Origin of the sequence: Pedobacter cryophilus, from assembly GCF_005116455.1 — a bacterium.
Classification (GTDB): domain Bacteria; phylum Bacteroidota; class Bacteroidia; order Sphingobacteriales; family Sphingobacteriaceae; genus Pseudopedobacter; species Pseudopedobacter cryophilum.
The window spans coordinates 75,581-97,229 of record NZ_SWBP01000008.1 but is presented as its reverse complement, the minus strand read 5'-3'; the positions used below and the strand labels follow the sequence as shown (position 1 = coordinate 97,229).

Genomic DNA, 21,649 nt, shown 5'->3' with positions numbered 1-21,649 from the left:
TTATGATTTGATAGGATAAATAAAGAAAGAAATTATTGAAGTTCCAAATTATAGTTCCAAACTTTATGTTAATTGCTGTTCTTCCAGTAATTGTTTTTCATAAAGTTCAAAATAAGTGCCTTTTTTGTCCATTAAAAACTCATGTGTTCCTTGTTCTGCAATTTCACCTTTATCTAAAACAATAATTTTATCAGCATTTTTAATGGTTGATACCCTATGTGCTATTAAAACACTGGTTTTACCTTGCATTACTTTACCTAAATTACTTAAAATTTCTTCTTCTGTTTTAGTATCAACAGCAGAAAGGCAATCATCAAAAATTAAAATTTGAGGTGATTTTATAATGGCTCTGGCAATAGATACTCGTTGTTTCTGTCCGCCAGATAAGGTAATGCCTCTTTCTCCAATAAAAGTTTCAAATTGTTGATCAAACTCCATGATATTTTTATAAACAGCGGCATCTTTTGCTGCTTGTTCTATTATAGGCATGTTTAAAGTATCTTGTCCAAATGCAATGTTTCTGGCAATGGTATCAGAAAATAAAAACACTTCTTGCGGTACAAAACCAGTTTGGCTTCTATAAGCTTCTAAATTTATGTGTCTGATATCATTTCCATCTATTTTAATGCTTCCTGCATCTACATCATACATGCGCATCATTAAGTTAGCGATGGTAGATTTTCCAGATCCTGTTCTTCCAATAATGGCTAATAATTCTCCTTCTTTTATTTCAAAGGAGACATTTTTTAAAGCTTGAATTCCCGTATCAGGATAGTTAAAACTTACATTATCAAACTTTATAGTGCCTTTCAGTTCTAATTGATTAGGATTTGGATTAATAATTTCTGGTGTGGTTTTAAGAAATTCATTGATCCTTTTTTGGGAAGCTGCCGCCCTTTGTATTAATGAAGTTACCCAACCTAATGAAGTCACCGGAAAAGTTAATTGATTTACATAAACTATAAATTCGGCAATGTTACCCGAGCTTATTTTTCCGTCCATAACTTCTAAACCGCCTATATAAATGGTAATAATGGTACTTAAGCCAACCATTAGTAACATAATGGGATAAAAATAGGCTTGCACTTTAACTAAAGATAAAGACTCGTTTTTATAGCTTTCGCTTTCCAATTCAAAACCTTTTCTAATGCTATCTTCCTTTACATAAGATTTTACCACCCTAATTCCCGAGAAGGTTTCTTGTACAAAAGAGGAAAGAGAGCTTAAACGTTGTTGTATTTTTTCGCTTTTTAAATTGATAATGCTATTCACATAATAAATGGTAATGGCTAAAACAGGAAGCGGCAAAAGGCAATAAATAGCTAATTTTAAGTTTACGCTTACCATAGCCACAATAATTAAAATGAATAAAACAATGGTGTTAATGGTGTACATAATAGCGGGGCCCATGTACATTCGTACCCTACTCACATCCTCGGTTACCCTATTCATTAAATCTCCAGTATTGTTTTTTCTATAAAAGGCTAGTGATAGTTTTTGGTAATGATGATAAATTTCATTTTTAAGATCAAATTCTATATGGCGAGAGGTAAGGATAATGGTTTGCCTCATGAAAAATAAAAATAATCCTCTAACCAAGGCCAACACTAAAACTAAAATCCCAAAGAAAAGTAAGCTAGTTCCAAAAACCTTCAGTATCATTTCTTGTCTTTCAAAACCATTAAAAAGCCTATAAAGTGCGATGTTTTCGTTCACTAAATCAAAAGCTATTCTGATAATTTGAGCGGGTAAAACCGCAAAAAAGTTAGATACAATTACAAAAATTACTCCTGGCAGTAATTTCCATCGATATTTAAAAAAGAATTTATTTAAGTACGCAAGTTCTTTCATCTGTGTGTACAAATGTAGGGTTTTGTTTTTTCTTTTGATATTACAGCAGTCGTTTAGCTATTCAATTTAAGGTTTGAATTTAAAACAGAAACCGTAAAAATTAACAATTGACCTTTTAGAAGTCCATATATTTGAAAAAAAACAGCTACTTTTGTGACTTATCTGCGATTTCATTATTTGGTATATATGTCGATAATTCAATTAGAAGAGAGCTCCATATTCAATCAACTCAGTATTTTTGGACACCAAAAAGTAGTGTTTTGTAAAGACGATGATACCGGTTTAAGAGCAATTATTGCTATACACGATACCACTTTAGGGCCGGCAGTTGGAGGGACAAGAATGTGGTCTTATGCTACAGAAGCTGATGCTTTAAATGATGTTTTACGATTGTCTCAAGCGATGACTTATAAAGCTGCCATTACAGGTTTAAACCTGGGTGGAGGAAAAGCGGTGATTATTGGTGATAGCCGTACAGATAAATCTGAAGCTTTAATGCGCAGGTATGGTAAGTTTATCCAAAACCTAAATGGTTCTTTTATCACTGCGGAAGATGTAGGTACGAGTCCAAAAGATATGGAATACATTAGAATGGAAACCAAATACGTAACTGGTGTGCCCGAATCTATTGGTGGAAGTGGAGATCCCTCTCCGGTAACGGCAAAAGGTGTTTTTATGGGAATTAAAGCTTGTGTTAAAGAGCTTTATGGAACTGATAATTTAGCAGGAAGAACAGTAGCTGTACAGGGTACCGGGCAAGTTGGAGAAAATTTGGTGAGCTTGTTAAGAGCCGAAAATGCGAAGGTTTTTGTAAGTGATATTAATGAAGAGCGTTTAGGCCGAGTAGCTAAAAAATATGGCGCCGAAGCGGTAAATAATAATAATCTTTTTGATTTAGATTTTGATATTTATGCCCCTTGTGCTTTGGGTGCAACTGTAAATTCAGAAACCATTGCCAGAATGAAATGTATGATTATAGCAGGTTCGGCAAATAATCAATTGGCTGATGAGCAATCAGATGGTCAACTTTTATTAGATAAAGGAATTTTATATGCGCCTGATTATTTAATTAATGCAGGAGGTTTGATAAATGTATATTCTGAATTAGCAGGATATACTAAGAAAAGAACCATGCAGCTGGCCGAGAATATTTATGAAGCCACCAGAGAAGTTTTAAAGAAATCTAAAACAGAAAAAATTCCAACAAATATTGCTGCAAATAGAATTGCCGAAAAACGTATTGCTGATATTAGAAAAATAAAGGCATCGTTTTAATAAAGAAACATCAAATCACAAATAAATAATAAATCGGTTTTATAGCCACTCGTTCTTTAAAATATATGTTAAATAGAAGGCACCTGAGAGTAAAAGTAATGCAAGTATTATATGCATTTCAACAGTCAGACGTAAAAGATATCAGGTTACAGGAGAAAAATTTGATTGCCAGCATTGATAAGGTTTTTGAAATGTATATCAGTTTGTTGGCTTTAATTAATGACGTGGTTCAATATGCAGAAATTGATGCTATTGACAGAGCAAATAAACACCTTCCATCTGAAGATGATTTAAATGCTAACGTTAAAATATTAGACAATCTGTTTATTAAACTTTTGCTTAATAACAGTGAGTATTTGCAATCAGTAAAAAAATATAAAACATCTTGGGATTTTGATCCAGAATTGGCTAGATCCCTATTTACAAGCTTAAAAGCAACAGAAGAGTATAAAGCATATCTTCAAAATCCAGAACAGGATTTACATTCAGATAAAGATCTTATCAAATTTATTTTCAAAAAAATTATTCTAAAATCTACCTTAGCACAACAAGCTTTTGAAGAAAAGCATTTAAATTGGCAGGTAGATCAAGATGTTTTGCAAGCAATGATTGCTAAAACATTAAAGAATTTTTCTGATGCTTCTAGCGAACAAAAATTAGCTCAAGTAAGCGCAAACTGGAATGAAGATAGAGAGTTTGTTTTAGATCTTTATCATAAAACTATAGCCAATGATAAAGCCTATCAGGAAATGATTGTTGGTAAAACCCAAAACTGGGATGCTGATAGAATTGCACTGATGGATATTCTTTTAATGAAGATGGCTTTAGCAGAAATGATTTATTTTACCAGTATTCCCGTTAAAGTAACCATTAATGAATACCTTGAAGTAGCAAAAGAATTTAGTACACCTAAGAGTAATTCATTCATAAATGGTATTTTAGACAAAATTTTAGACGATTTAAAGGCTGACGGAAAAATAAGAAAATACGGCAGAGGCTTAATGTAAATAATATGAAATATAAAATTTTAAGTGTAGTGGCATTATTTGCTATTGCCGCTTGCAACAATCCTAAGACAGAAAGTACAGATCAAGCTGTAGAAAATTCAGGAGTTACTGCCACTAGTGATACCACCATGGTTTCTGCGGAAGGCGCACCTGCAATGAAATTTGAAACAGATTCTTATGATTTCGGAAAAATAAAAGACGGAGAAAAAGTATCGTACGATTTCTTTTTTACCAATACTGGTAAAACGCCATTGATTATTAGTGATGCATCTGCCACATGTGGTTGTACAGTTCCCGAAATACCAAAAGAGCCAATAGCGCCAGGAGCAAAAAGTAAAATTAGTGTAGTATTTGATAGTGCAGGAAAAAACGGTTTGCAAGATAAAGTGGTGACCGTTACGGCTAATACCATACCAGCACAAACGCAAATACACTTAATTGGTGAAGTAATTAAATAATCAAATAAATAGATAAATAATATGTTAAATTTTGTTTTGTTGCAAATTCCAGAAGGGGTAATGAATTTTTTACCCATGATTTTAATTGTGGTTGTTTTTTACTTTTTCATGATCAGACCTCAAATGAAAAAAGCTAAAGACCATAAAAAGTTTATTGCCGAATTGAAAAAAGGAGATAAAGTAATTACTACAGCTGGTATACACGGTAAAATTGCCGATATGAATGAAACTACTATTTTGGTAGAGACAGAAGGGGGTGGTAAAATTCGTTTCGAGAAATCAGCAGTTTCTTTAGATTCTTCAAAAACTTTAAATAGTTAAGCACTATTTTAATGAAATATGAAATGCCGTTTTCTTAACGAAACGGCATTTTTTTTATAAATTTACTTTTTAACCGTCATTAAAAATTAAATAGAGGCAACATGGCTATCATAAAGTTAACGGCTGTAGAAAGAAGGAAACTGAGTATTTTTTTTACTTGTGTTTTTTTAGCGGTAGTTGCTTGGCTTTTTTTTTCGCTCTCTAATAAGTATGAATATGAGGTTAAAACGGTTGTAAACTTCAGAAATTTACCCGTTAACAAAGCTTTTAATCCTTTACAATCTGATACCGTTTTATTAACAGTGCAAGGTAGCGGCTGGCAATTGCTTTTTACCAGAATGAGAATTTACCCTCGAGATGTGAGGGTAGATTTAAAATCGTTAGAAAAGCGAAATTTTGTCACCTTCTCCGAACAAATAAATAGCATCAATAATTACTATTCATCAGATCAAAAAATAATCAACATACAGCCAGATACACTTTATTTTGATTTTACTACTCGTAAAGTGAAAAAGGTGCCTGTTAAACTATTAAATGATCTTGTTTTTGTAAAGCAGTTTGGGCAATCGGCAAAAACTATTTTAAAGCCAGACGAAGTAACCATTACAGGTCCTCAAGATCAACTTGATAAAATTAGCTTTTGGCTTACTGATACTTTTAAAAGAAAAGGAATTAAGAGCAGGATAACAGATAAGATAAGCCTGCAAAAACCTAAGGAAGCAAATATCAGCATATTTCCATCTTCTACAGAAATTCAGATTCCGGTTGAAGAATTCACCGAAAAGGAACTATTTGTGCCTATTAAAGTAATTCATAACCAGCAATATTATAATGTAAAGTTGGTTCCTGATAAAGTTAAAATCACTTTAATGGTTTCTTTATCTGATTTTGCCAACGTTACCGAAGAAAACTTTGAGGCTGTAGTAGATTTAAATCTTTGGAAAAATGAAAATGCAAACGAATTGCCTGTTCAGATTATAAAAAAGAAGGCTTTCTCTCGAATCCGAAAAATTGAACCTTTACAAGTTAACTTCATTATCAAAAAATAATGCTCAGAATAGGAATAACCGGAGGGATAGGAAGTGGTAAAACTACGGTTTGCAAAGTGTTTGAATTATTGGGTATCCCGGTTTTTTATGCTGATGATGTGGCCAAAGAATTGATGATAAAAGACGCTATTCTTATCCAACAAATTAAAGCAACATTTGGTGAAGAGGCCTATTTTGCAGATCAAACTTTAAATAGAAAATATATTTCTGATCAAGTTTTTAAGCAGCCAGATCAACTTAAAAAGCTCAATAGCTTTGTTCATCCTGCTGTATTTAGAGCATTTGACAATTGGTACACTCAACAAAAAGCGCCTTACGTTTTAAAAGAAGCCGCTTTACTTTTTGAAAGTGGTTCATACCAACAAAACGATTATAACATTTTGGTTTCTTGTCCATTAGCATTAAGAATACAAAGAGTAATGCAAAGAGATAAAGTAACCAAAGAAAAGGTAATGGAAAGGATAGCGGCTCAACTCCCCGAAGAAACCAAGCAATCTTTAGCCAATTATCAAATTCAAAATAACGAACAAGAATTTATCATTACCCAGGTATTGCAGCTTCATTCGCAGCTCCTGAAGAAAGCATTTTAAATGAAAGATGATTTTTTAGTGCAAACGCCGCAAGGTTTATATTGCCCTTACGGAGATTTTCACCTCGATCCACTTTTACCTGTCAATAACGCAGTAATTTCTCACGCTCATGGAGACCATGCCCGCCCAGGTAACCAAAAGGTGTTTTGCACTCCGGCTACGCATAAAATTATGCAATTACGCTTAAAGAAAAACGCAGGGAAAGACTTTAATACTTATAGTTATCATCAAACTTTTAAAATAGAAAAGGTGAGCATCACTTTTTTATCAGCCGGCCATATTTTAGGATCAGCAATGGTGAAAATGGAATTTGAGAATACCGTTTACTTATTTACCGGAGATTATAAATTACAAGCAGATGAAACCTGTCAACCCGTAGAATTTTGCCAAGCAAATGTTTTAATTACCGAAACTACTTTTGCTAATCCAGCGGTTAAACATCCAAATCCCGAACAAGAAATAGATAAATTAAATGAGATAGAAGGCAATATTCTTTTAGGAGTTTATGGCTTAGGCAAAGCGCAAAGAATTACCCAACTTATTCATAAAATTTGCCCTCAAAAAAATGTGTTGCTACACTATTCTATTTATCCAATCCATCAACTTTACAAAAATGAAGGAATAGATTTAGGTAATTATCAACATTATGATCGAAAAATCATGAAACAGCAAACCAAAAATCAAGTTTACATGGTTCCGCCTTTAACCTTTAACAGCTACAGTAAAGCACCCAATGTGGTTAAAATATTTGCATCTGGATGGGAAAATTTACAAAAAGGGAACGATCAAAGCCTTTATATCTCAGATCATGCAGATTGGGATGATATCCTCAAAACCATCTCTATGGTTAATCCGCAAGAAGTGTGGACAATTCATGGCGACGGAAATTTATTAAAAACTTATTTTAGTGATTCTTTAAAAGTAAAGATTCTTTAATGTTAGTTGAGCAAATAGATTATTATATCAATGAAGATGGTAATTTTGTTTTTAAAGAAAAATATCATTTACAAAGAGGCTATTGCTGCAAAAATCAGTGTAAACATTGCCCTTGGAATTTTAAAAAAGGGAAAAGCAAAAAAGAAAATAATCAATTAAAATAAACCCAATTTATCAATAAAATTATGGATTTAGAGAAAGAAATATTTAGCACAAAATTTGTTAATAGCTACCAAAAAGCCTCTGTAAACGTAATTTTCACCTATAATTGGTTAAATAATTTGATCAAATCTGAATTAGATAAATACAATATCACCAATCAGCAATTTAATATTTTAAGAATATTAAGAGGTCAGTACCCTCATCCGGCAACGGTAAATATCTTAAAAGAAAGAATGTTAGATAAAATGTGTGATGCCTCAAGAATTGTAGACAGGTTGGTCCAAAAAGAATTGGTTACCAGAACCATCAATAAAAAAGACCGTAGGGCGGTAGATATTCTTATTACCGAGAAAGGTTTAGAAGTTTTAGATGGGATACAAATGGAAGACGCCATGATTGATAACTTGAAGAACAACATTTCTGAAGAAGAAGCCAAAATGCTTTCTAACCTTTTAGATAAGTTTAGAGGATAATTTTTTTGGAAAAGCCATTTCAGTAATTTTTAATAACCGCTAGTCCGGCTATTCTCTACAAGTTTTGCCCCAAAACACACCGCCAACTTCGCAAAAGCTTTCCGTTGCTATCCGGTTTATTTTACTTCTCTCGGTGCAATTAAAACCTAGTGACCAATAAAAAAACCTGCTAATGCAAGAGCCACACCAATTAAAACAGCTACAGTTTTTTTGATACTAAATTTATGATCTACTGTAGATTCAAATAAAATAGTGGTAGATATATGTAAGAAAATTCCAATTACAATACCCATAATATAAGGGTAATAACTTCCCAAGCTATTGATATCTCCTTTGCTTAATAAAAAGCTAAAAGCATAACCTAAAGGAGACATGGCTGCAAAAATAACCAGATAAACTATAGCTAAATTTTTACGAATGTGCTGTCCTAAAAGCACACTTCCTAAGGCAAAAGCAGCGGGAATGTGATGCAATGCAATTCCAAAAACCAATTGATTACTGTCTTTTCCTGTTAAAGGCATTCCTTCTAAAAAAGCATGAAAACACAAACTTAACATCACTCCCCATGGAAAGCTCTTTTGGTGATGATGTAAATGTATGTGACCATGTTCTATCCCTTCAGAAAACTGTTCTAATAAAATTTGTAGAATAAAACCACCTAAAATAAAAAAGCCTATGTTATTACTTTCGGCACTTTTATAAACATCAGGTAAAAGATGTAAAACTGTTATGGCAAAAAGATAGGCTCCGCTAAAAGACAGAATAAGTTTAAGTCTTTTATTATCCTCGTTTTTAACAAAGAAAACAGAAAGACCACCCAAAAGAGCACAACTACCTAATAATAGTATAAAAAATAAGCTCATAGTATTAAACAGCGAATGGTATAAATTTTAAAAATAATTTGGCAAATATAAAACCCACTAAAGATCCAAAAAGCATCCCAAAAGTTACATCAATTGGGAAATGTACCCCAACGTAAACCTGTGCAAAGCAAATGGAAGCTGCCCAAAATAAGCCAACAGGTAAAATTACTTTCCACTTTTTATAGAAAATGGTAATCAGAAATAAGGCAACAGCAAAATGATCAGAAGCATGTGTAGAAGGAAAGCTTTTTCCAGAACCACAAGGAACTCTAGAAATTAGATTGGCTTGTACAGAAACATCATTACAAGGCCTGGTTCTGTTAAAAGTAGGTTTTAAGATGCTCGCACTTCCAAAATCTGCTAAACCAACCGCTCCGGCAAGAAATAATACCAAGTAAAAGCCCTTTAATTTGTAGGTTTTTATCGCTGCGGCAATAATGATAATATAAAGAGGAATCCAGGTGTATTTGTTTCTTAAAATTGGCATTATCCAATCAAAAAAAACATTGCTGCATCCAGAATTAATGGCATAAAAAAGTTGATGATCAATTTTTACTAATTCTTCAATCATGCTGCTTTCTTACAAATAAAAATTAACCTGTCAGAATGATTAATGTCAAATTCATTCAAATTATAATCGCCAAAAACTTGGGTAATATTTAACCCAGCTGCGTGAAACAGACGCTCAAAATCAGCCAATTTAAAATCCTTAACTTCTTCTTTAAAAGCAAAATGTTTGTTTTTATGTTCAAAATCAATGGTTTTAACAATTTTTCCATTTTCAACCATTCTACTCATATGAAAAGTAATACCATCTACCTCTTTAGATTCTCTGGTAACCAAATGATTAATAATTTTTTGGCTATTCATATAATCTAAAACCAAAATACCATCTTTTTTTAAAGATTTTCTAAAAGATTTTAAAGCATTAATGTGCTCATTTTCTTTCTCAAAATAACCAAAACTGGTAAACAGGTTAAAGGCAAAATCAAAGTAGTTGATATAGAATAAATGTCTCATATCGTGTACTAAAAAATGGAGCTTTTTGTTCTCAAACGGCTGCGCAAATTTGATGCTCGAAAAAGAAAGATCAATGCCAGTTACGTCATATTCTTTTTTGTTGAGGTAAATGGCATGTCTGCCTCGTCCGCAAGCAATATCTAACATTCTTGATTGAATGCCCGGTTTTAAAAAACTACAAAGATTATCAATAAATAACTCAGCTTCTTCCTCGTCTCTCTTTTTATAAAGAATATGATAATAAGGGGAATTGAACCAGTTATGAAACCACTTTTTGGGCATAAATTTTATTTTAATCGCAAATATAGCTATTTAACACCTTTAAGGGAATGTTTAAAACATCATTAAGAAATAGTATTTTAATATGTTTATTTTTGCCGATTCTAAAATAACGCAAAGTGACTTTAATTAAATCAATCTCAGGAATAAGAGGAACAATTGGAGGGAAAGCAGGCGATGCTTTTACACCTTCAGATATTATAAAATTCACATCGGCTTTTGGTCTTTGGGTAATTCAGCAAACCGGTAAAAAGAAAATTATTATAGGTAGAGACGCCCGTTTATCTGGCGAGATGGTGAGAAATTTAGTGGTAGGCACACTTCAAGGATTAGGGATTGATGTTGTTGATTTAGGCCTTTCTACCACGCCAACAGTAGAAATTGCCGTACCAGATGAAGATGCAGGTGGTGGAATTATTATTACAGCCAGTCATAACCCTAAACAGTGGAATGCTTTAAAATTATTGAATCATAAGGGTGAATTTATCAATGATGAAGAAGGTAAAAAAGTATTAGAAATTGCTGAAGATGCCAACATCAGCTATGCCGAAGTAAACGACTTAGGTAAAGTGCGCATGGATGAAACCTACATGCAAAAGCATATTGATAAAATTTTAGCGCTTCCTTTAGTTGATGTTGAGGCTATTAAAGCAGCAAACTTTAAAATAGCCATAGATTGTGTAAATTCCTCAGGTGGGATTTTTGTACCCGCTTTGTTGAAGGCTTTAGGAGTTGAAACCGTTTATGAGTTATTTTGCGAGCCAGACGGAAAATTCCCTCACAATCCAGAGCCATTGCCAGAAAACCTGACTGCTTTATCTCAAGAAGTACTGAGTAAAGGTGCTGATTTAGGCATAGCCGTAGACCCAGATGTAGACAGATTATGCTTTGTTTGTGAAGATGGAAACATGTTTGGAGAAGAATATACTTTAGTTGCCGTAGCAGATTATATCCTTAAAAATAAAAAAGGAAATACGGTTTCTAATTTATCTTCAACCAGGGCGTTAAGAGATGTAACAGAACAAGCAGGAGGCGAATATCATGCTTCAGCAGTAGGCGAGGTAAACGTTGTTAATTTAATGAAATCGTCTAATGCGGTTATTGGTGGAGAAGGAAACGGAGGTGTAATTTATCCAGAACTTCATTACGGAAGAGATGCTTTAGTAGGAATTGCGCTGTTTTTAACGCATTTGGCTAAATATGGAAAAACCATTTCGAGGTTAAAAGCATCTTACCCATCTTACTTTATTTCAAAAAATAAAATCACTTTAACACCAGAAATGGATATAGATCATTTGCTGCTTAAAGTAGAAGAAAAATACAAAACTCAACCTCACTCTACTATAGATGGGTTAAAAATTGAATTTGATAAGCAATGGGTTCATTTAAGAAGATCAAATACAGAACCTATTATAAGAATTTATTCGGAAGGAAGTACAGAAACTGTTGCCGAAAGTCTAGCTAACAAAATTATAACAGACATTAAAGAAATATTAACGATTTGAAGATTTGGAAATTAATCTTTTTGAAGATGAAAATTAGATTCGTTTAGGATTCATCTTTATATTTCAAATCATTAACTCATCAAATTAAAATTATGCAAAGAATATACCTCGATAACGCAGCAACTACTCAAATAGATAAAGAAGTAATGCAAATAATGGTTTCTGTAATGGAAAATCATTATGGCAATCCTTCATCTATTCACGCTCATGGCAGAGAGGTAAGAACTTTAGTTGAAAAAGCCAGAAAAACCGTTGCAGGGTTAATGAACACGGCTCCGGCTAACATCTTTTTCACATCTGGCGGAACCGAAGCTGATAATACAGCCATTAAATGTGCAATATATGATCATCAAATTAAGCATGCCATTACTTCAAAGATAGAGCATCATGCGGTAGGTCATACCTTAGAAATGATGGAAAAACAAGGGCAAATTAAGTTGAGCTATGTAGATATTGATGAAAAAGGGAATATAAATTATCAGCATTTAGAAGAACTATTGATAAATAACGATAGAAGCTTTGTTTCCTTAATGCATGCTAATAATGAGATAGGAACGCTTACTGATATTGATAGAGTTGGTGAACTCTGCGAAACTTATCAAGCTATTTTTCATAGTGATACAGTACAAACGATGGGGCATTACCCTCATGATTTAAGCAAATTGAAAGCTCATTTTGTAGTTTGCGCTGCTCATAAGCTGCATGGACCAAAAGGTGTTGGTTTTTTGTACGTAAATCCTCAAATCAAAATCAATCCAATGATTTTGGGAGGTGCACAAGAAAGAAATATGCGTGGAGGTACAGAAAATGTTTATGGAATTGTAGGCTTATCAAAAGCTTTAGAGATAGCATATCAGGAAATGGATATTCATCAACAACATATTCAAGCCTTAAAAACTTATATGAAAGTTGAATTAAAAAAGGCCGTTCCAGAGATTGAGTTTAATGGCGAGGTGGAGGATAGCAAAAGCTTGTACACTGTTTTAAATGTGCGTTTCCCTAAAATGAATATGGCTGATATGCTATTATTTAATTTGGATATTAATGGAATTTCTGCATCAGGCGGTAGTGCTTGTTCTTCGGGCTCTAATATTGGCTCTCATGTGCTTACTGCTTTAGGGGTCGACCCTGAAAGACCTTCAGTTAGGTTTTCTTTCTCGAAATATAATACTAAGGTGGAAATTGATGAAGTAATAAAAGCACTTAAAAAGGTTTTTTAAGTGCTTATAAAAATGACATTAGAAAACGGATAGTGGCATATTTATTGATCCTTTTTAGGTAATTAATGTAATTAATTTAAAGAAGGAGGCGTTATGCCAAAGAGTCCGGTGGAGCGATTAAATGAGATTAAAGAGAAAATATTAGAGAAAAAGGAACAGCAAAAAGCTGATGGCGAAATTATAAAAGACCCTGATAGGGGAGCTCTAATAAGTAGAAAAAGTTCTTATACCCAAAACTCGGGAGACAAAGCAAGAACTAATAAAAGGCCAATCGGTATTGATAGAGATCCTGGTTTGTAAAATAGTCAGATCAAAAGAGGCGAAACGTTAAATTTCGCCTCTTTTATTTTGTTAAATTTCTTTTAGCAAACTATTTATTCTTAAGCTTGTTAAGTCAAAAAAATTATATAATGAAAAGGAGAAATTTTTTATTGGGTGGAGGGTTAACCTTGAGCGCATTGGCTTTAGGCAGATTCACCTCTTTTGCGTCTAATTTAGATTTTGCTGCTGCATTTAATATTAAAATGCTAACAGACAAGGTTGGGATTTTTACAGAACAAGGTGGAACCATCATGTTTATGTTATCAAAATCGGGTATTGTTGTAGTTGATTCTCAATTTCCAGATCCTGCTAAGCATTTAATTGATGAGCTTAAAAAAGCAAATGAAATGCCTTTTGATTTATTAATCAATACGCACCATCATGGAGATCATAGCGGAGGAAATATTGCATTTAAAGGATTGGTAAATCATGTGGTAGCACATCAAAACTCGGCTCTTAACCAAAAAAGAGTAATTGAAGAAGCTATAAAAGCAGGTAGAAAAGTAAACGAACAATATTATCCAGATCAGGTTTTTAACAAAAAATGGAAATATAAAATTGACGGAGAACATATAAAAGCACATTATTTTGGAGCAGGGCATACTAATGGTGATGCCATGATTCACTTTGAAGATCAAAATGTGGTACACATGGGCGATTTAGTGTTTAATCGCAGATATCCATTTATTGATAGGGCTGGCGGAGCTAATATTAGCAGTTGGATAAAAGTTTTAGATAAAGGAATGGATACGTTTGGTACTAAAACTCAATATGTTTTTGGTCATGCATTTGATTCTGAAAAAATTGTAGGAACTAGAGATGATGTGAGAGCTTTTCAAGATTATTTAGAGAAGCTATTAGCCCATGTGAGTTCAGAAATTAAAGCTGGAAAATCTAAAGAAGATATTATGAAGACTACTTCAATTCCAGGTGTTACAGAATGGAAAGGCGATGGAATTGGTAGAGGAATTGATGCGGCATATCAAGAATTAACATCCAAATAATCTTTCTATTTTTGATAAATATGATACAAGTTAAAAACGTTACAGCTCAAACAGATTTAGATAAGGTTTTTGAGATTAGAAGAATAGTTTTTGTTGGAGAGCAAAACTGTCCTCCTGAATTAGAGTGGGAAAATGAGGATGTTTCGCATCATTTTTTAGCGACTTATAATGATACACCAGCAGGTGCTTGCCGTTGGAGAAAAACCAATTATGGCTATAAATTAGAACGTTTTTGCGTTAAACAAGAGTTTAGAGGAAAAGGAATTGCACAAAAAATGGTTCAAACTGTTCTGGATAATTTACCAGAAGATGCAGATTACATTTATTTAAACGCCCAATTAGACGCGATGCCTTTGTATAGTAAGTTCAATTTCATAGCAGAAGGTCCACAGTTTGAAGAAGCAGGAATTCAGCATTTTAAAATGGTTTTACAGAAAGCATAGTTTTAAATCATCATGATTAAAAGAAGAGATTTTTTAAGAAACACTTCAATAGCGAGTTTAATGGCTTTTAGTTTACCTCAAATTGTAGAAGCTGCAATGCCAAAAGCACCAAGTTTAAAGTTGAGCAAAGATGATATCATTCTTTTTCAAGGAGATTCTATTACAGATGCTGGTAGAAAAAAAGAGGATAACTTATTTAACAACCCTGCAAGTTTAGGAACTGGTTATGTGGTACAAGCAGCTGCAGAAATGTTGCTTTCTCAAGCTGATAAAGATTTAAAAATTTATAACAAAGGGATTAGCGGAAACAAGGTTTTTCAGTTGGCTAACAGATGGGAAAAAGATTGTTTAGACATTAAGCCAGATATATTAAGCATTTTAATTGGTGTGAATGATTATTGGCATAAGCATGATGGTAAATATGATGGTACTGTGGAAGTTTATCGAAATGATTTAAAAGCACTTTTGCAAAGAACATTACAAGTTTTGCCAAACGTAAAATTAGTGATTGGAGAACCATTTGCAGTAAAAGGTATAAAAGCGGTAGATGATACTTGGTATCCAGAGTTTGATACTTATAGAGTAGCCGCAAAAGAAATTGCCAAAGAATTTAATGCCGTGTTTGTGCCTTATCAAAAAGTTTTTGATGAAGCCCAAAAAGTTGCTCCGGGTGCTTACTGGACCGGAGATGGAGTTCATCCTACGTTAGCTGGTGCAAAACTAATGGCTAGTGCTTGGTTAAAGGCCGTAAAAGGATAGTTCTAATTTGAAACAAACAGATACTAGAAAATTTTTGACGAGAACAGTAAAGCTTCTTGCCAAGCATCGTGGTTTAACTTTAAAGTTTCTGGGTTATCTTTAAAGTATCGTATTACGTTTTCTGTAGCAATGTTACCAGTAAGTTTATCTGTTGCCATAGGGCAACCTCCAAAACCTTTTAATGCGGTGTCAAATCGGGTACAGCCAGTTTCAAAAGCAGCTTCTATTTTTTGGAGACTACTTTCTGGTGTGGCATGTAAATGCATTCCCCATTCAACGTTTTTGTATTGTTGTAGTAGGTAAGGATAAATTTCTTTGATTTTTTCTACTGATGAAACTCCTGTAGTATCAGCTAATGATAAAATTTTAATGCCTTTAGCAATTAATTCTTCCGTCCATTTACTTAAAATATCTATATTCCAAGGATCACCGTATGGATTTCCAAAGCCCATAGAAAGATATACTACAGCAGTTTTATGGTGTTTTTCACAAAGGTTTTGAATCTCATCTACTCTTGATAATGATTCTGTAATACTAGAGTTGGTGTTTCTTTGCTGAAAAGTTTCTGAGATGGAAAATGGGAAACCCAAGTAATTAATTTCTTCAAAATTACAAGCTTCTTTTGCACCTCTTTCATTAGCTACAATGGCTAATAATTTTGTTTTTGTATTACTTAAATCTAGTTTTTTAACCAGCTCGGCAGTGTCTTTCATTTGTGGTATGGCTTTCGCCGATACAAAACTCCCGAAATCGAGCGTATCAAATCCTACTTTTAAAAGCAGGTTGATATACTCGGCTTTTAATGCTGTTGGGATAAATTCATGTATTCCCTGCATGGCGTCACGAGGGCATTCTACTAATTTAATAGCTGACATTTTAGATGATTAAGATTGGGGGCAAATTACGAAATTGCTGCGAAATTGCGAACGTTGTTAACGAGTGCTTATCTTGGTTTCTCGACTTTGTCGATATTGAGTAAACAGCAAAAGCCTAAGTAAGCTAAACGGGATTGCAGTGGAAATCCTTTATCCCTTTTTTGGGGATAAAGATTGTAACAAAAAGCCCGACTAGCCTTTGTTATTGACTAGTGCGGGTGCTTTTCAAAAAATTATATAATTTATTTTGCTTGTGCTTCTTCCATCATAGATTGACGGTTAAATTTTCTAATAATTACTCTTGTGCCTCTGTCGTAACTAAAGTAGTTTACAATCCAGTTCATTAAGGTTACTAATTTATTTCTAAAGCCAACTAAGAACAGCAAATGGATAAACATCCAAGTAAGCCAAGCAAAAAATCCCTGAAATTTCCAGTATTTTAAGTCTACTACGGCTTTATTTCTACCAATGGTAGCCATAGAGCCTTTATCGAAATAATCAAAAGGATGAGGTTTTTCATTATTCAAAATGCGGAGGAAGTTAAGTGCCAGCTGCTGACCTTGTTGTATGGCCACTTGTGCCACTCCGGGATGGCCATTTGGAAAATCTTCTGTTTCCATATAAGCCAAATCTCCGATGGCAAAAATGTTATTGTAACCGTTTACCAAATTGTAGTTGGTGGTTTTTAAGCGTCCGCCTCGGGCTAATTCTGCGTTTTCTAAACCCGGAATTAAAGCTCCTTTTACCCCGGCGCTCCAAATTACCGCTTTAGTGAAAATTGTTTCGGTGTCATTATTATAAGTGATTTTATCACCGTCATAATGGTTTACTCTGGTTTTTACCAATACATTTACACCCATGTTTTCCAAGAAATCTTTGGCTTTGGTAGATGCTTCTATAGAAAAAGGAGAAAGCACTCTTTCATCACTTTCTATGAGGTAAATTTTCATGTTTTTGATGTCTAACTCTGGATAATCATTCACCAAAACATGATTTTTTAATTCGGCTAAAGCACCCGCAGTTTCTACGCCGGTTGGACCGCCACCAACAACTATAAAAGTCATTAAGGCTTCTTTTCTAACGGCATCTTTTTCCATTAATGCTTCTTCAAAATTTTGAAGAATTAAGGAACGTAAATTTAAGGCTTCGGGAACTGTTTTCATGGGCATAGAGAAGTGTTCAATTTCTTTTTGTCCAAAAAAGTTAGTTTCAGAACCTGTGGCTAATACTAAATAATCATAGCTGTATTCACCTATATCTGTAATTACTTTATTTTCTGTTGGGATGATTTGTTGAACATCCGCTACTCTAAAGTTGAAGTTTTTTTGGTGTTTAAAAACTTTACGAAGAGGGAAAGCAATAGAATCTGGCTCCAAACCACCGGTAGCCACTTGGTAAAGTAGCGGTTGAAAAGTATGATAATTATGCCTATCGAGCATTAAAACATCTGCTTCTTTGTTTTTTAGTTTTTTTGCGAGTTGTATTCCTCCAAAACCACCACCTATAATGATCACTTTTGGGAATTGATTTTGCTTGCTTTCCATATTTTAAATGTTGATGATTATAAGATATCGCCTCTGATTTTTATGACAATACCTTCTAATTGTTCGTTAACCTTCAATTGACATGCCAGCCTGCTTTCTGATGTGGCGTCAGGCAAAGTATCTAACATATCTAGTTCAGCATCTTGTGGTTCGGGGAGTTGATTTAAGCCTTCTAAAACTTGAACATGGCAAGTTGCGCAAAGTGCCATGCCGCCACAAGTGGCTAAAATATTATATTCAGATGCTTTTAAAACCTCCATTAAGTTGAGGTTAATTCCTTCGGGAATTTCTATTTCTTGAGCACTGTCGTCTCTGTCTATTACAGTTAATTTTATCATGTTAAAAGCTGTTTACACCATAAACGGTGGTGTATTTGAAAGATAATTTTTGATCGGGATAAACAAATTTGAACGCACTTTGAACCATTAAAGCTGCTTCATGGAAACCACTTAAAATTAATTTTAGTTTGCCTGGATAAGTATTGATATCGCCAATAGCATAAATGCGCTCTACATTGGTAGAATAATCTTCTGTATTAACAGAAATAGCTGATTTTTCTATGTTTAAACCCCATTCGGCAATTGGACCTAATTTAGGACTCAAACCAAAAAGAGGAATCAAGTAATCTGTTTTTAAAATGCGTTCTTCTTTATCTTTTCCAACAATATGTACTTCTTCTAAGTGTTGGTTTCCATCAATTTTGGTGAGATGAGAAGATAATACCAGGTTGATTTTACCCATTTCTGCCAATTGAAAGACTTTTTCTGCAGAGTCTGGGGCGCCTCTAAAAGTATCACCACGATGAATTAAAGTCACTTCTTTAGCAATATTGGCCAAAAAGATGGTCCAATCTAAGGCAGAATCTCCACCACCGGCTAGTATTATTTTTTTATCGCGGTAAACTTCTGGATTTTTAACCATGTAGCTCACCCCTTTACCTTCAAAAAGTTCTAGATTTTGAATATCTGGTTTACGAGGCTCAAAGCAACCTAATCCGCCTGCAATTACAACTGCTTTGCAATGAATTTCTGTTTTATCGCTGGTGCTGATGATAAAACTTCCATCTTCTTGTTTTTGTAAATTTTCTACCCTTTCACCTAATGTAAATCCTGGATCAAAAGGTTTAATTTGAGCCATTAAGTTATCTACCAATTCTTGCGCTTTAATTTCTGGATAACCAGGGATATCATAAATTGGTTTATGCGGATAGATTTCTGATAATTGCCCGCCAACTTGAGGCAAGGCATCCACTAAATGGCAACGCATTTTTAATAAACCGGCTTCAAAAACTGCAAATAGGCCAACGGGGCCAGCGCCAATAATGCATAAATCTGTATGAATGATGGTATGATTGCTCATGATAATGTTTGGTATATGGTGTTTAAAATTCTTTTTAAATCTTCGTAATCTTTTTCGCTTAGGTTTTCCCAGGCCTTAGTCCTAATTTCTGATACTTTTGGGGCCCATTCATTTTGTTTTTGGATACCGTATTCGGTAAGGTGAATGATAAAACTTCGTCGGTCTCCTTCGCTTGCTCTGCGTTCTACTAAGTTTTTCTTACACAAAAGATCTAGAATTCTGGTGAGGGTAGGATGATCTTTACCTGTAAGTTCTGCCAATTGACTTTGATTTTGATCATTATGTAAACTCAGGTTTTTTAGAATTAACCATTGATCAACGGTGATGTCAAAGTTTTCCTCTTTAAATTTGTTTTGAGCGTATTGTTTGATCTTTCTGTTGGTGCGATCAAGCAAATAAGAATAAGTACTAAATTTTTCTGTTGTCATATTAATAGTTAGTATGACAAATATAATTATAAATTGTTTGGTTTTTTTATAAAAAGAAAGAGCTACCAAATTCTTGATAGCTCTTTAAAATAATTTATTGATTATAAATCGACAGGTGGAATAGCTTTTGGCTCTTTTTCTACTGTCTTGAGTTTTGATACTTTTTTTGTTTTGAGTTTTGGGACTGTCTCATTCTCAGATTCTTCCGCTGTTTCGGGTTCTGATAATTGTGGTGTCTTGAGTTTTGATACTTTCTTTGTCTTAGGTTTTAGCGCCGCCTCAGTCTCAGATTCTACTACTAAATTGGATTCTAATACTTCCTCTGTCTTAACTTTTGAAACTTTTTTTGCCTTAGGTTTTGGTACTATCTCAGTCTTGGTTTCTTCTACTGTTTCGGGTACTGGCTCTGTATCTAGTACTTCTAAAGTCTCAGGTTTTATTACTTTCTCTTCATCGGGTTCTGGAGCTACCACAATATCAATTTCTTTCTGGACTTTCTTTTTAGCCATCCATTGTGTTTGCTCTTCTGGCGTATGAAAAGACCAAGCTAAAATTCTACTTGTTTTATTCCCTTGCCCCATTGAAATAGTTCTTACATCAACAGCTTCTACCTTTTCTAATTGATTGTAAGCGATTTTTAGATGAGCTTGATTAGAAATTAAGGAGGTAAACCAAAGACAAGATTTTGCAAATTCTTTACTTTGAGTGATCATATCGCTCACAAATTTCCCTTCTCCACCGTGGCACCATAATTCTCTATTTTGTCCACCAAAGTTTAAGCTTGCTTCGGTTACTTTATGATCGCTTAGGTTATTTAGTTTTCTTAATGTACCAGCAGTTGCTTCTGCCAGTGAAGCATGAAAAGGAGGGTTGCAAATAGAAACTTCAAAACGTTCTGTTTTTTCTAAAACACCAGGGAAAATATTTCTATGATTTGGTTGCAATCTAAATTTAATACTTGCTTTTAAATGAGAATTAGCATTTACAATTGCTGTTGCAGATTCAATGGAGGTTGGATCAATATCTGAACCCATAAAATTCCATTTATATTCATGGTTTCCAATAAGCGGATAAACGCAATTGGCACCCACTCCAATGTCTAAACATTTTATTTGATTTCCTTTTATTATTTCTCCGTGATTACTGGATGCTAATAAATCGGCTATATGATGAATATAATCTGCCCTGCCAGGTATTGGTGGACATAAATATCCTGCTGGAATATCCCAATTCTTTACCTCGTAATAATGCTCTAAAAGTGCCTTATTTAGTGTTTTTACGGCTTCTGGATTTGCAAAATCTATGGTTTCATTTTGATACTCTTCATATTCATTAATGATGATGAAAGGAGCTAAAGCTGGGCAGGTTACCATTAACTCTTTCAAATTATATCTGCCTTGATGCTTATTTCTTGGATGAAGTTTTCCTTTTTCTTTTGGATTTCTTTTCTTTTGTTTCTTTTTAGCCATTAAAATATGGGGATTTTGATGCGCAATTTACGAATAAGCAATTGAATTTGTTTAAGATATATTGCTTAGTGTGATTTGAATAAGCTATCTCATTTGATTAAGTTTGCTCAATGGCTTCCTATAGATTAGATAGAACAAAATTTAAAGGACAAAAGCTGAAGAAGCAGCTGACCATGCTAGTTATTATGGTACATTGACGCGGCAGGAAAGATGTCGTATTTCAAATTATCTTAATAGTATTGCTTATAATTTCCCAGAGGATAAGCCACCCAGATTAGATAGAACAAAATTTAAAGCCAGATCAAGAAGCTAGATTGGTTCTCGTAGTCTAAATTCTTTTACAGAACTATATTACCTGTAGTGTTCTAAATTAAATAAACGGTATTGAAATGGATACCGGCCTGTGAATAAGGCCTGAAGGCGTATGAATGCAAAGCC

At 33.8% G+C, this 21,649-nt stretch carries 25 protein-coding genes; 15 read left to right on the top strand and 10 right to left on the bottom strand.

Annotated elements, in window-relative coordinates; all coding sequences use genetic code 11:
* Positions 1-63: 63 nt before the first annotated feature.
* Positions 64-1,851, bottom strand: coding sequence for an ABC transporter ATP-binding protein (locus FA046_RS16500; RefSeq protein WP_136827646.1), 1,788 nt, complete (start codon positions 1,849-1,851; stop codon positions 64-66).
* A 186-nt stretch (positions 1,852-2,037) separates the two neighbouring features.
* Between FA046_RS16500 and FA046_RS16495 the strand changes: the two genes are divergently transcribed.
* The 9 genes from FA046_RS16495 (at position 2,038) to FA046_RS16460 (ending at position 8,122) form a co-directional block, all read left to right on the top strand.
* Positions 2,038-3,126 (top strand): Glu/Leu/Phe/Val family dehydrogenase, encoded by a 1,089-nt coding sequence (locus FA046_RS16495; protein ID WP_136827645.1) that lies wholly within the window; start codon positions 2,038-2,040, stop codon positions 3,124-3,126.
* Between the two features lie 98 nt (positions 3,127-3,224).
* On the top strand, positions 3,225-4,133 hold the full coding sequence (gene nusB, locus FA046_RS16490) for a transcription antitermination factor NusB (RefSeq protein ID WP_225870942.1): 909 nt from the start codon (positions 3,225-3,227) through the stop codon (positions 4,131-4,133).
* Positions 4,134-4,138: 5 nt separating this feature from the next.
* Positions 4,139-4,591 (top strand): DUF1573 domain-containing protein, encoded by a 453-nt coding sequence (locus tag FA046_RS16485; protein WP_136827643.1) that lies wholly within the window; start codon positions 4,139-4,141, stop codon positions 4,589-4,591.
* Positions 4,592-4,612: 21 nt separating this feature from the next.
* Positions 4,613-4,912 (top strand): preprotein translocase subunit YajC, encoded by a 300-nt coding sequence (yajC, locus tag FA046_RS16480; protein ID WP_136827642.1) that lies wholly within the window; start codon positions 4,613-4,615, stop codon positions 4,910-4,912.
* 101 nt (positions 4,913-5,013) lie between these two features.
* Positions 5,014-5,961, top strand: coding sequence for a CdaR family protein (locus FA046_RS16475; RefSeq protein ID WP_136827641.1), 948 nt, complete (start codon positions 5,014-5,016; stop codon positions 5,959-5,961).
* Complete coding sequence (gene coaE, locus FA046_RS16470) at positions 5,961-6,551, top strand: dephospho-CoA kinase (RefSeq protein WP_136827640.1); 591 nt, start codon at positions 5,961-5,963, stop codon at positions 6,549-6,551. The genes FA046_RS16475 and coaE overlap by 1 nt, the downstream gene beginning before the upstream one ends.
* Positions 6,552-7,487 (top strand): MBL fold metallo-hydrolase RNA specificity domain-containing protein, encoded by a 936-nt coding sequence (locus FA046_RS16465; RefSeq protein ID WP_136827639.1) that lies wholly within the window; start codon positions 6,552-6,554, stop codon positions 7,485-7,487.
* On the top strand, positions 7,487-7,651 hold the full coding sequence (locus tag FA046_RS17360; protein ID WP_169303405.1) for a DUF5522 domain-containing protein: 165 nt from the start codon (positions 7,487-7,489) through the stop codon (positions 7,649-7,651). Before FA046_RS16465 ends, FA046_RS17360 begins: the two co-directional genes overlap by 1 nt.
* Before the next feature lie 21 nt (positions 7,652-7,672).
* Positions 7,673-8,122, top strand: a complete 450-nt coding sequence (locus tag FA046_RS16460) for a MarR family winged helix-turn-helix transcriptional regulator (RefSeq protein WP_136827638.1) — start codon at positions 7,673-7,675, stop codon at positions 8,120-8,122.
* Positions 8,123-8,268: 146 nt separating this feature from the next.
* Here FA046_RS16460 and FA046_RS16455 read toward each other — a convergent pair whose 3' ends face one another.
* From FA046_RS16455 to FA046_RS16445, 3 genes are read right to left on the bottom strand one after another with little or no spacing between them, the layout of a single operon-like run.
* Positions 8,269-8,985: a ZIP family metal transporter gene (locus FA046_RS16455; protein WP_136827637.1), complete on the bottom strand. Its 717-nt coding sequence runs from the start codon at positions 8,983-8,985 to the stop codon at positions 8,269-8,271.
* 4 nt (positions 8,986-8,989) lie between these two features.
* Positions 8,990-9,556: a phosphatase PAP2 family protein gene (locus tag FA046_RS16450; protein WP_136827636.1), complete on the bottom strand. Its 567-nt coding sequence runs from the start codon at positions 9,554-9,556 to the stop codon at positions 8,990-8,992.
* Entirely contained in the window at positions 9,553-10,287 is a 735-nt protein-coding gene (locus FA046_RS16445) for an SAM-dependent methyltransferase (RefSeq protein ID WP_136827635.1), read from the bottom strand. Before FA046_RS16445 ends, FA046_RS16450 begins: the two co-directional genes overlap by 4 nt.
* A gap of 116 nt (positions 10,288-10,403) precedes the next feature.
* Here FA046_RS16445 and glmM point away from each other — a divergent pair, with 116 nt between their 5' ends.
* From glmM to FA046_RS16415, 6 genes are all read left to right on the top strand, one after another.
* On the top strand, positions 10,404-11,789 hold the full coding sequence (glmM, locus tag FA046_RS16440) for a phosphoglucosamine mutase (RefSeq protein ID WP_136827634.1): 1,386 nt from the start codon (positions 10,404-10,406) through the stop codon (positions 11,787-11,789).
* A gap of 92 nt (positions 11,790-11,881) precedes the next feature.
* A complete protein-coding gene (locus FA046_RS16435) occupies positions 11,882-13,009 on the top strand; it encodes a cysteine desulfurase family protein (RefSeq protein WP_136827633.1) in 1,128 nt (375 codons plus the stop codon).
* A 93-nt stretch (positions 13,010-13,102) separates the two neighbouring features.
* Positions 13,103-13,309 (top strand): hypothetical protein, encoded by a 207-nt coding sequence (locus FA046_RS16430; protein ID WP_136827632.1) that lies wholly within the window; start codon positions 13,103-13,105, stop codon positions 13,307-13,309.
* A 110-nt stretch (positions 13,310-13,419) separates the two neighbouring features.
* Positions 13,420-14,334, top strand: coding sequence for an MBL fold metallo-hydrolase (locus FA046_RS16425; protein WP_136827631.1), 915 nt, complete (start codon positions 13,420-13,422; stop codon positions 14,332-14,334).
* A gap of 20 nt (positions 14,335-14,354) precedes the next feature.
* Positions 14,355-14,777 (top strand): GNAT family N-acetyltransferase, encoded by a 423-nt coding sequence (locus FA046_RS16420; protein WP_136827630.1) that lies wholly within the window; start codon positions 14,355-14,357, stop codon positions 14,775-14,777.
* A gap of 12 nt (positions 14,778-14,789) precedes the next feature.
* Complete coding sequence (locus FA046_RS16415; RefSeq protein WP_136827629.1) at positions 14,790-15,536, top strand: SGNH/GDSL hydrolase family protein; 747 nt, start codon at positions 14,790-14,792, stop codon at positions 15,534-15,536.
* Positions 15,537-15,559: 23 nt separating this feature from the next.
* Here FA046_RS16415 and FA046_RS16410 read toward each other — a convergent pair whose 3' ends face one another.
* The 6 genes from FA046_RS16410 to rlmF form a co-directional block, all read right to left on the bottom strand.
* Positions 15,560-16,411 carry a beta/alpha barrel domain-containing protein gene (locus tag FA046_RS16410; protein ID WP_136827628.1) on the bottom strand — a complete coding sequence of 284 codons (852 nt, stop codon included), beginning with the start codon at positions 16,409-16,411 and terminating at the stop codon, positions 15,560-15,562.
* Between the two features lie 242 nt (positions 16,412-16,653).
* Positions 16,654-17,955, bottom strand: a complete 1,302-nt coding sequence (locus FA046_RS16405) for an NAD(P)/FAD-dependent oxidoreductase (RefSeq protein WP_136827627.1) — start codon at positions 17,953-17,955, stop codon at positions 16,654-16,656.
* A gap of 17 nt (positions 17,956-17,972) precedes the next feature.
* Complete coding sequence (locus FA046_RS16400) at positions 17,973-18,293, bottom strand: 2Fe-2S iron-sulfur cluster-binding protein (protein ID WP_136827626.1); 321 nt, start codon at positions 18,291-18,293, stop codon at positions 17,973-17,975.
* A 1-nt stretch (position 18,294) separates the two neighbouring features.
* Positions 18,295-19,299, bottom strand: coding sequence for an NAD(P)/FAD-dependent oxidoreductase (locus FA046_RS16395; RefSeq protein WP_136827660.1), 1,005 nt, complete (start codon positions 19,297-19,299; stop codon positions 18,295-18,297).
* 11 nt (positions 19,300-19,310) lie between these two features.
* Positions 19,311-19,742, bottom strand: coding sequence for a MarR family winged helix-turn-helix transcriptional regulator (locus FA046_RS16390; RefSeq protein WP_136827625.1), 432 nt, complete (start codon positions 19,740-19,742; stop codon positions 19,311-19,313).
* Positions 19,743-19,843: 101 nt separating this feature from the next.
* The gene (gene rlmF, locus FA046_RS16385; RefSeq protein WP_136827624.1) at positions 19,844-21,211 is read right to left on the bottom strand and encodes a 23S rRNA (adenine(1618)-N(6))-methyltransferase RlmF; all 1,368 of its coding nucleotides are present in this window, start codon (positions 21,209-21,211) and stop codon (positions 19,844-19,846) included.
* Positions 21,212-21,649: the final 438 nt, after the last annotated feature.

Bases quoted from the DNA above. Each gene is read 5' to 3' on its own strand.
- FA046_RS16500 (WP_136827646.1), bottom strand. From the start codon at position 1,851: ATGAAAGAACTTGCGTACTTAAATAAATTCTTTTTTAAATATCGATGG.
- FA046_RS16495 (WP_136827645.1), top strand. From the start codon at position 2,038: ATGTCGATAATTCAATTAGAAGAGAGCTCCATATTCAATCAACTCAGT.
- nusB (WP_225870942.1), top strand. From the start codon at position 3,225: ATGCAAGTATTATATGCATTTCAACAGTCAGACGTAAAAGATATCAGG.
- FA046_RS16485 (WP_136827643.1), top strand. From the start codon at position 4,139: ATGAAATATAAAATTTTAAGTGTAGTGGCATTATTTGCTATTGCCGCT.
- yajC (WP_136827642.1), top strand. From the start codon at position 4,613: ATGTTAAATTTTGTTTTGTTGCAAATTCCAGAAGGGGTAATGAATTTT.
- FA046_RS16475 (WP_136827641.1), top strand. From the start codon at position 5,014: ATGGCTATCATAAAGTTAACGGCTGTAGAAAGAAGGAAACTGAGTATT.
- coaE (WP_136827640.1), top strand. From the start codon at position 5,961: ATGCTCAGAATAGGAATAACCGGAGGGATAGGAAGTGGTAAAACTACG.
- FA046_RS16465 (WP_136827639.1), top strand. From the start codon at position 6,552: ATGAAAGATGATTTTTTAGTGCAAACGCCGCAAGGTTTATATTGCCCT.
- FA046_RS17360 (WP_169303405.1), top strand. From the start codon at position 7,487: ATGTTAGTTGAGCAAATAGATTATTATATCAATGAAGATGGTAATTTT.
- FA046_RS16460 (WP_136827638.1), top strand. From the start codon at position 7,673: ATGGATTTAGAGAAAGAAATATTTAGCACAAAATTTGTTAATAGCTAC.
- FA046_RS16455 (WP_136827637.1), bottom strand. From the start codon at position 8,985: ATGAGCTTATTTTTTATACTATTATTAGGTAGTTGTGCTCTTTTGGGT.
- FA046_RS16450 (WP_136827636.1), bottom strand. From the start codon at position 9,556: ATGATTGAAGAATTAGTAAAAATTGATCATCAACTTTTTTATGCCATT.
- FA046_RS16445 (WP_136827635.1), bottom strand. From the start codon at position 10,287: ATGCCCAAAAAGTGGTTTCATAACTGGTTCAATTCCCCTTATTATCAT.
- FA046_RS16435 (WP_136827633.1), top strand. From the start codon at position 11,882: ATGCAAAGAATATACCTCGATAACGCAGCAACTACTCAAATAGATAAA.
- FA046_RS16430 (WP_136827632.1), top strand. From the start codon at position 13,103: ATGCCAAAGAGTCCGGTGGAGCGATTAAATGAGATTAAAGAGAAAATA.
- FA046_RS16425 (WP_136827631.1), top strand. From the start codon at position 13,420: ATGAAAAGGAGAAATTTTTTATTGGGTGGAGGGTTAACCTTGAGCGCA.
- FA046_RS16420 (WP_136827630.1), top strand. From the start codon at position 14,355: ATGATACAAGTTAAAAACGTTACAGCTCAAACAGATTTAGATAAGGTT.
- FA046_RS16415 (WP_136827629.1), top strand. From the start codon at position 14,790: ATGATTAAAAGAAGAGATTTTTTAAGAAACACTTCAATAGCGAGTTTA.
- FA046_RS16410 (WP_136827628.1), bottom strand. From the start codon at position 16,411: ATGTCAGCTATTAAATTAGTAGAATGCCCTCGTGACGCCATGCAGGGA.
- FA046_RS16405 (WP_136827627.1), bottom strand. From the start codon at position 17,955: ATGGAAAGCAAGCAAAATCAATTCCCAAAAGTGATCATTATAGGTGGT.
- FA046_RS16400 (WP_136827626.1), bottom strand. From the start codon at position 18,293: ATGATAAAATTAACTGTAATAGACAGAGACGACAGTGCTCAAGAAATA.
- FA046_RS16390 (WP_136827625.1), bottom strand. From the start codon at position 19,742: ATGACAACAGAAAAATTTAGTACTTATTCTTATTTGCTTGATCGCACC.
- rlmF (WP_136827624.1), bottom strand. From the start codon at position 21,211: ATGGCTAAAAAGAAACAAAAGAAAAGAAATCCAAAAGAAAAAGGAAAA.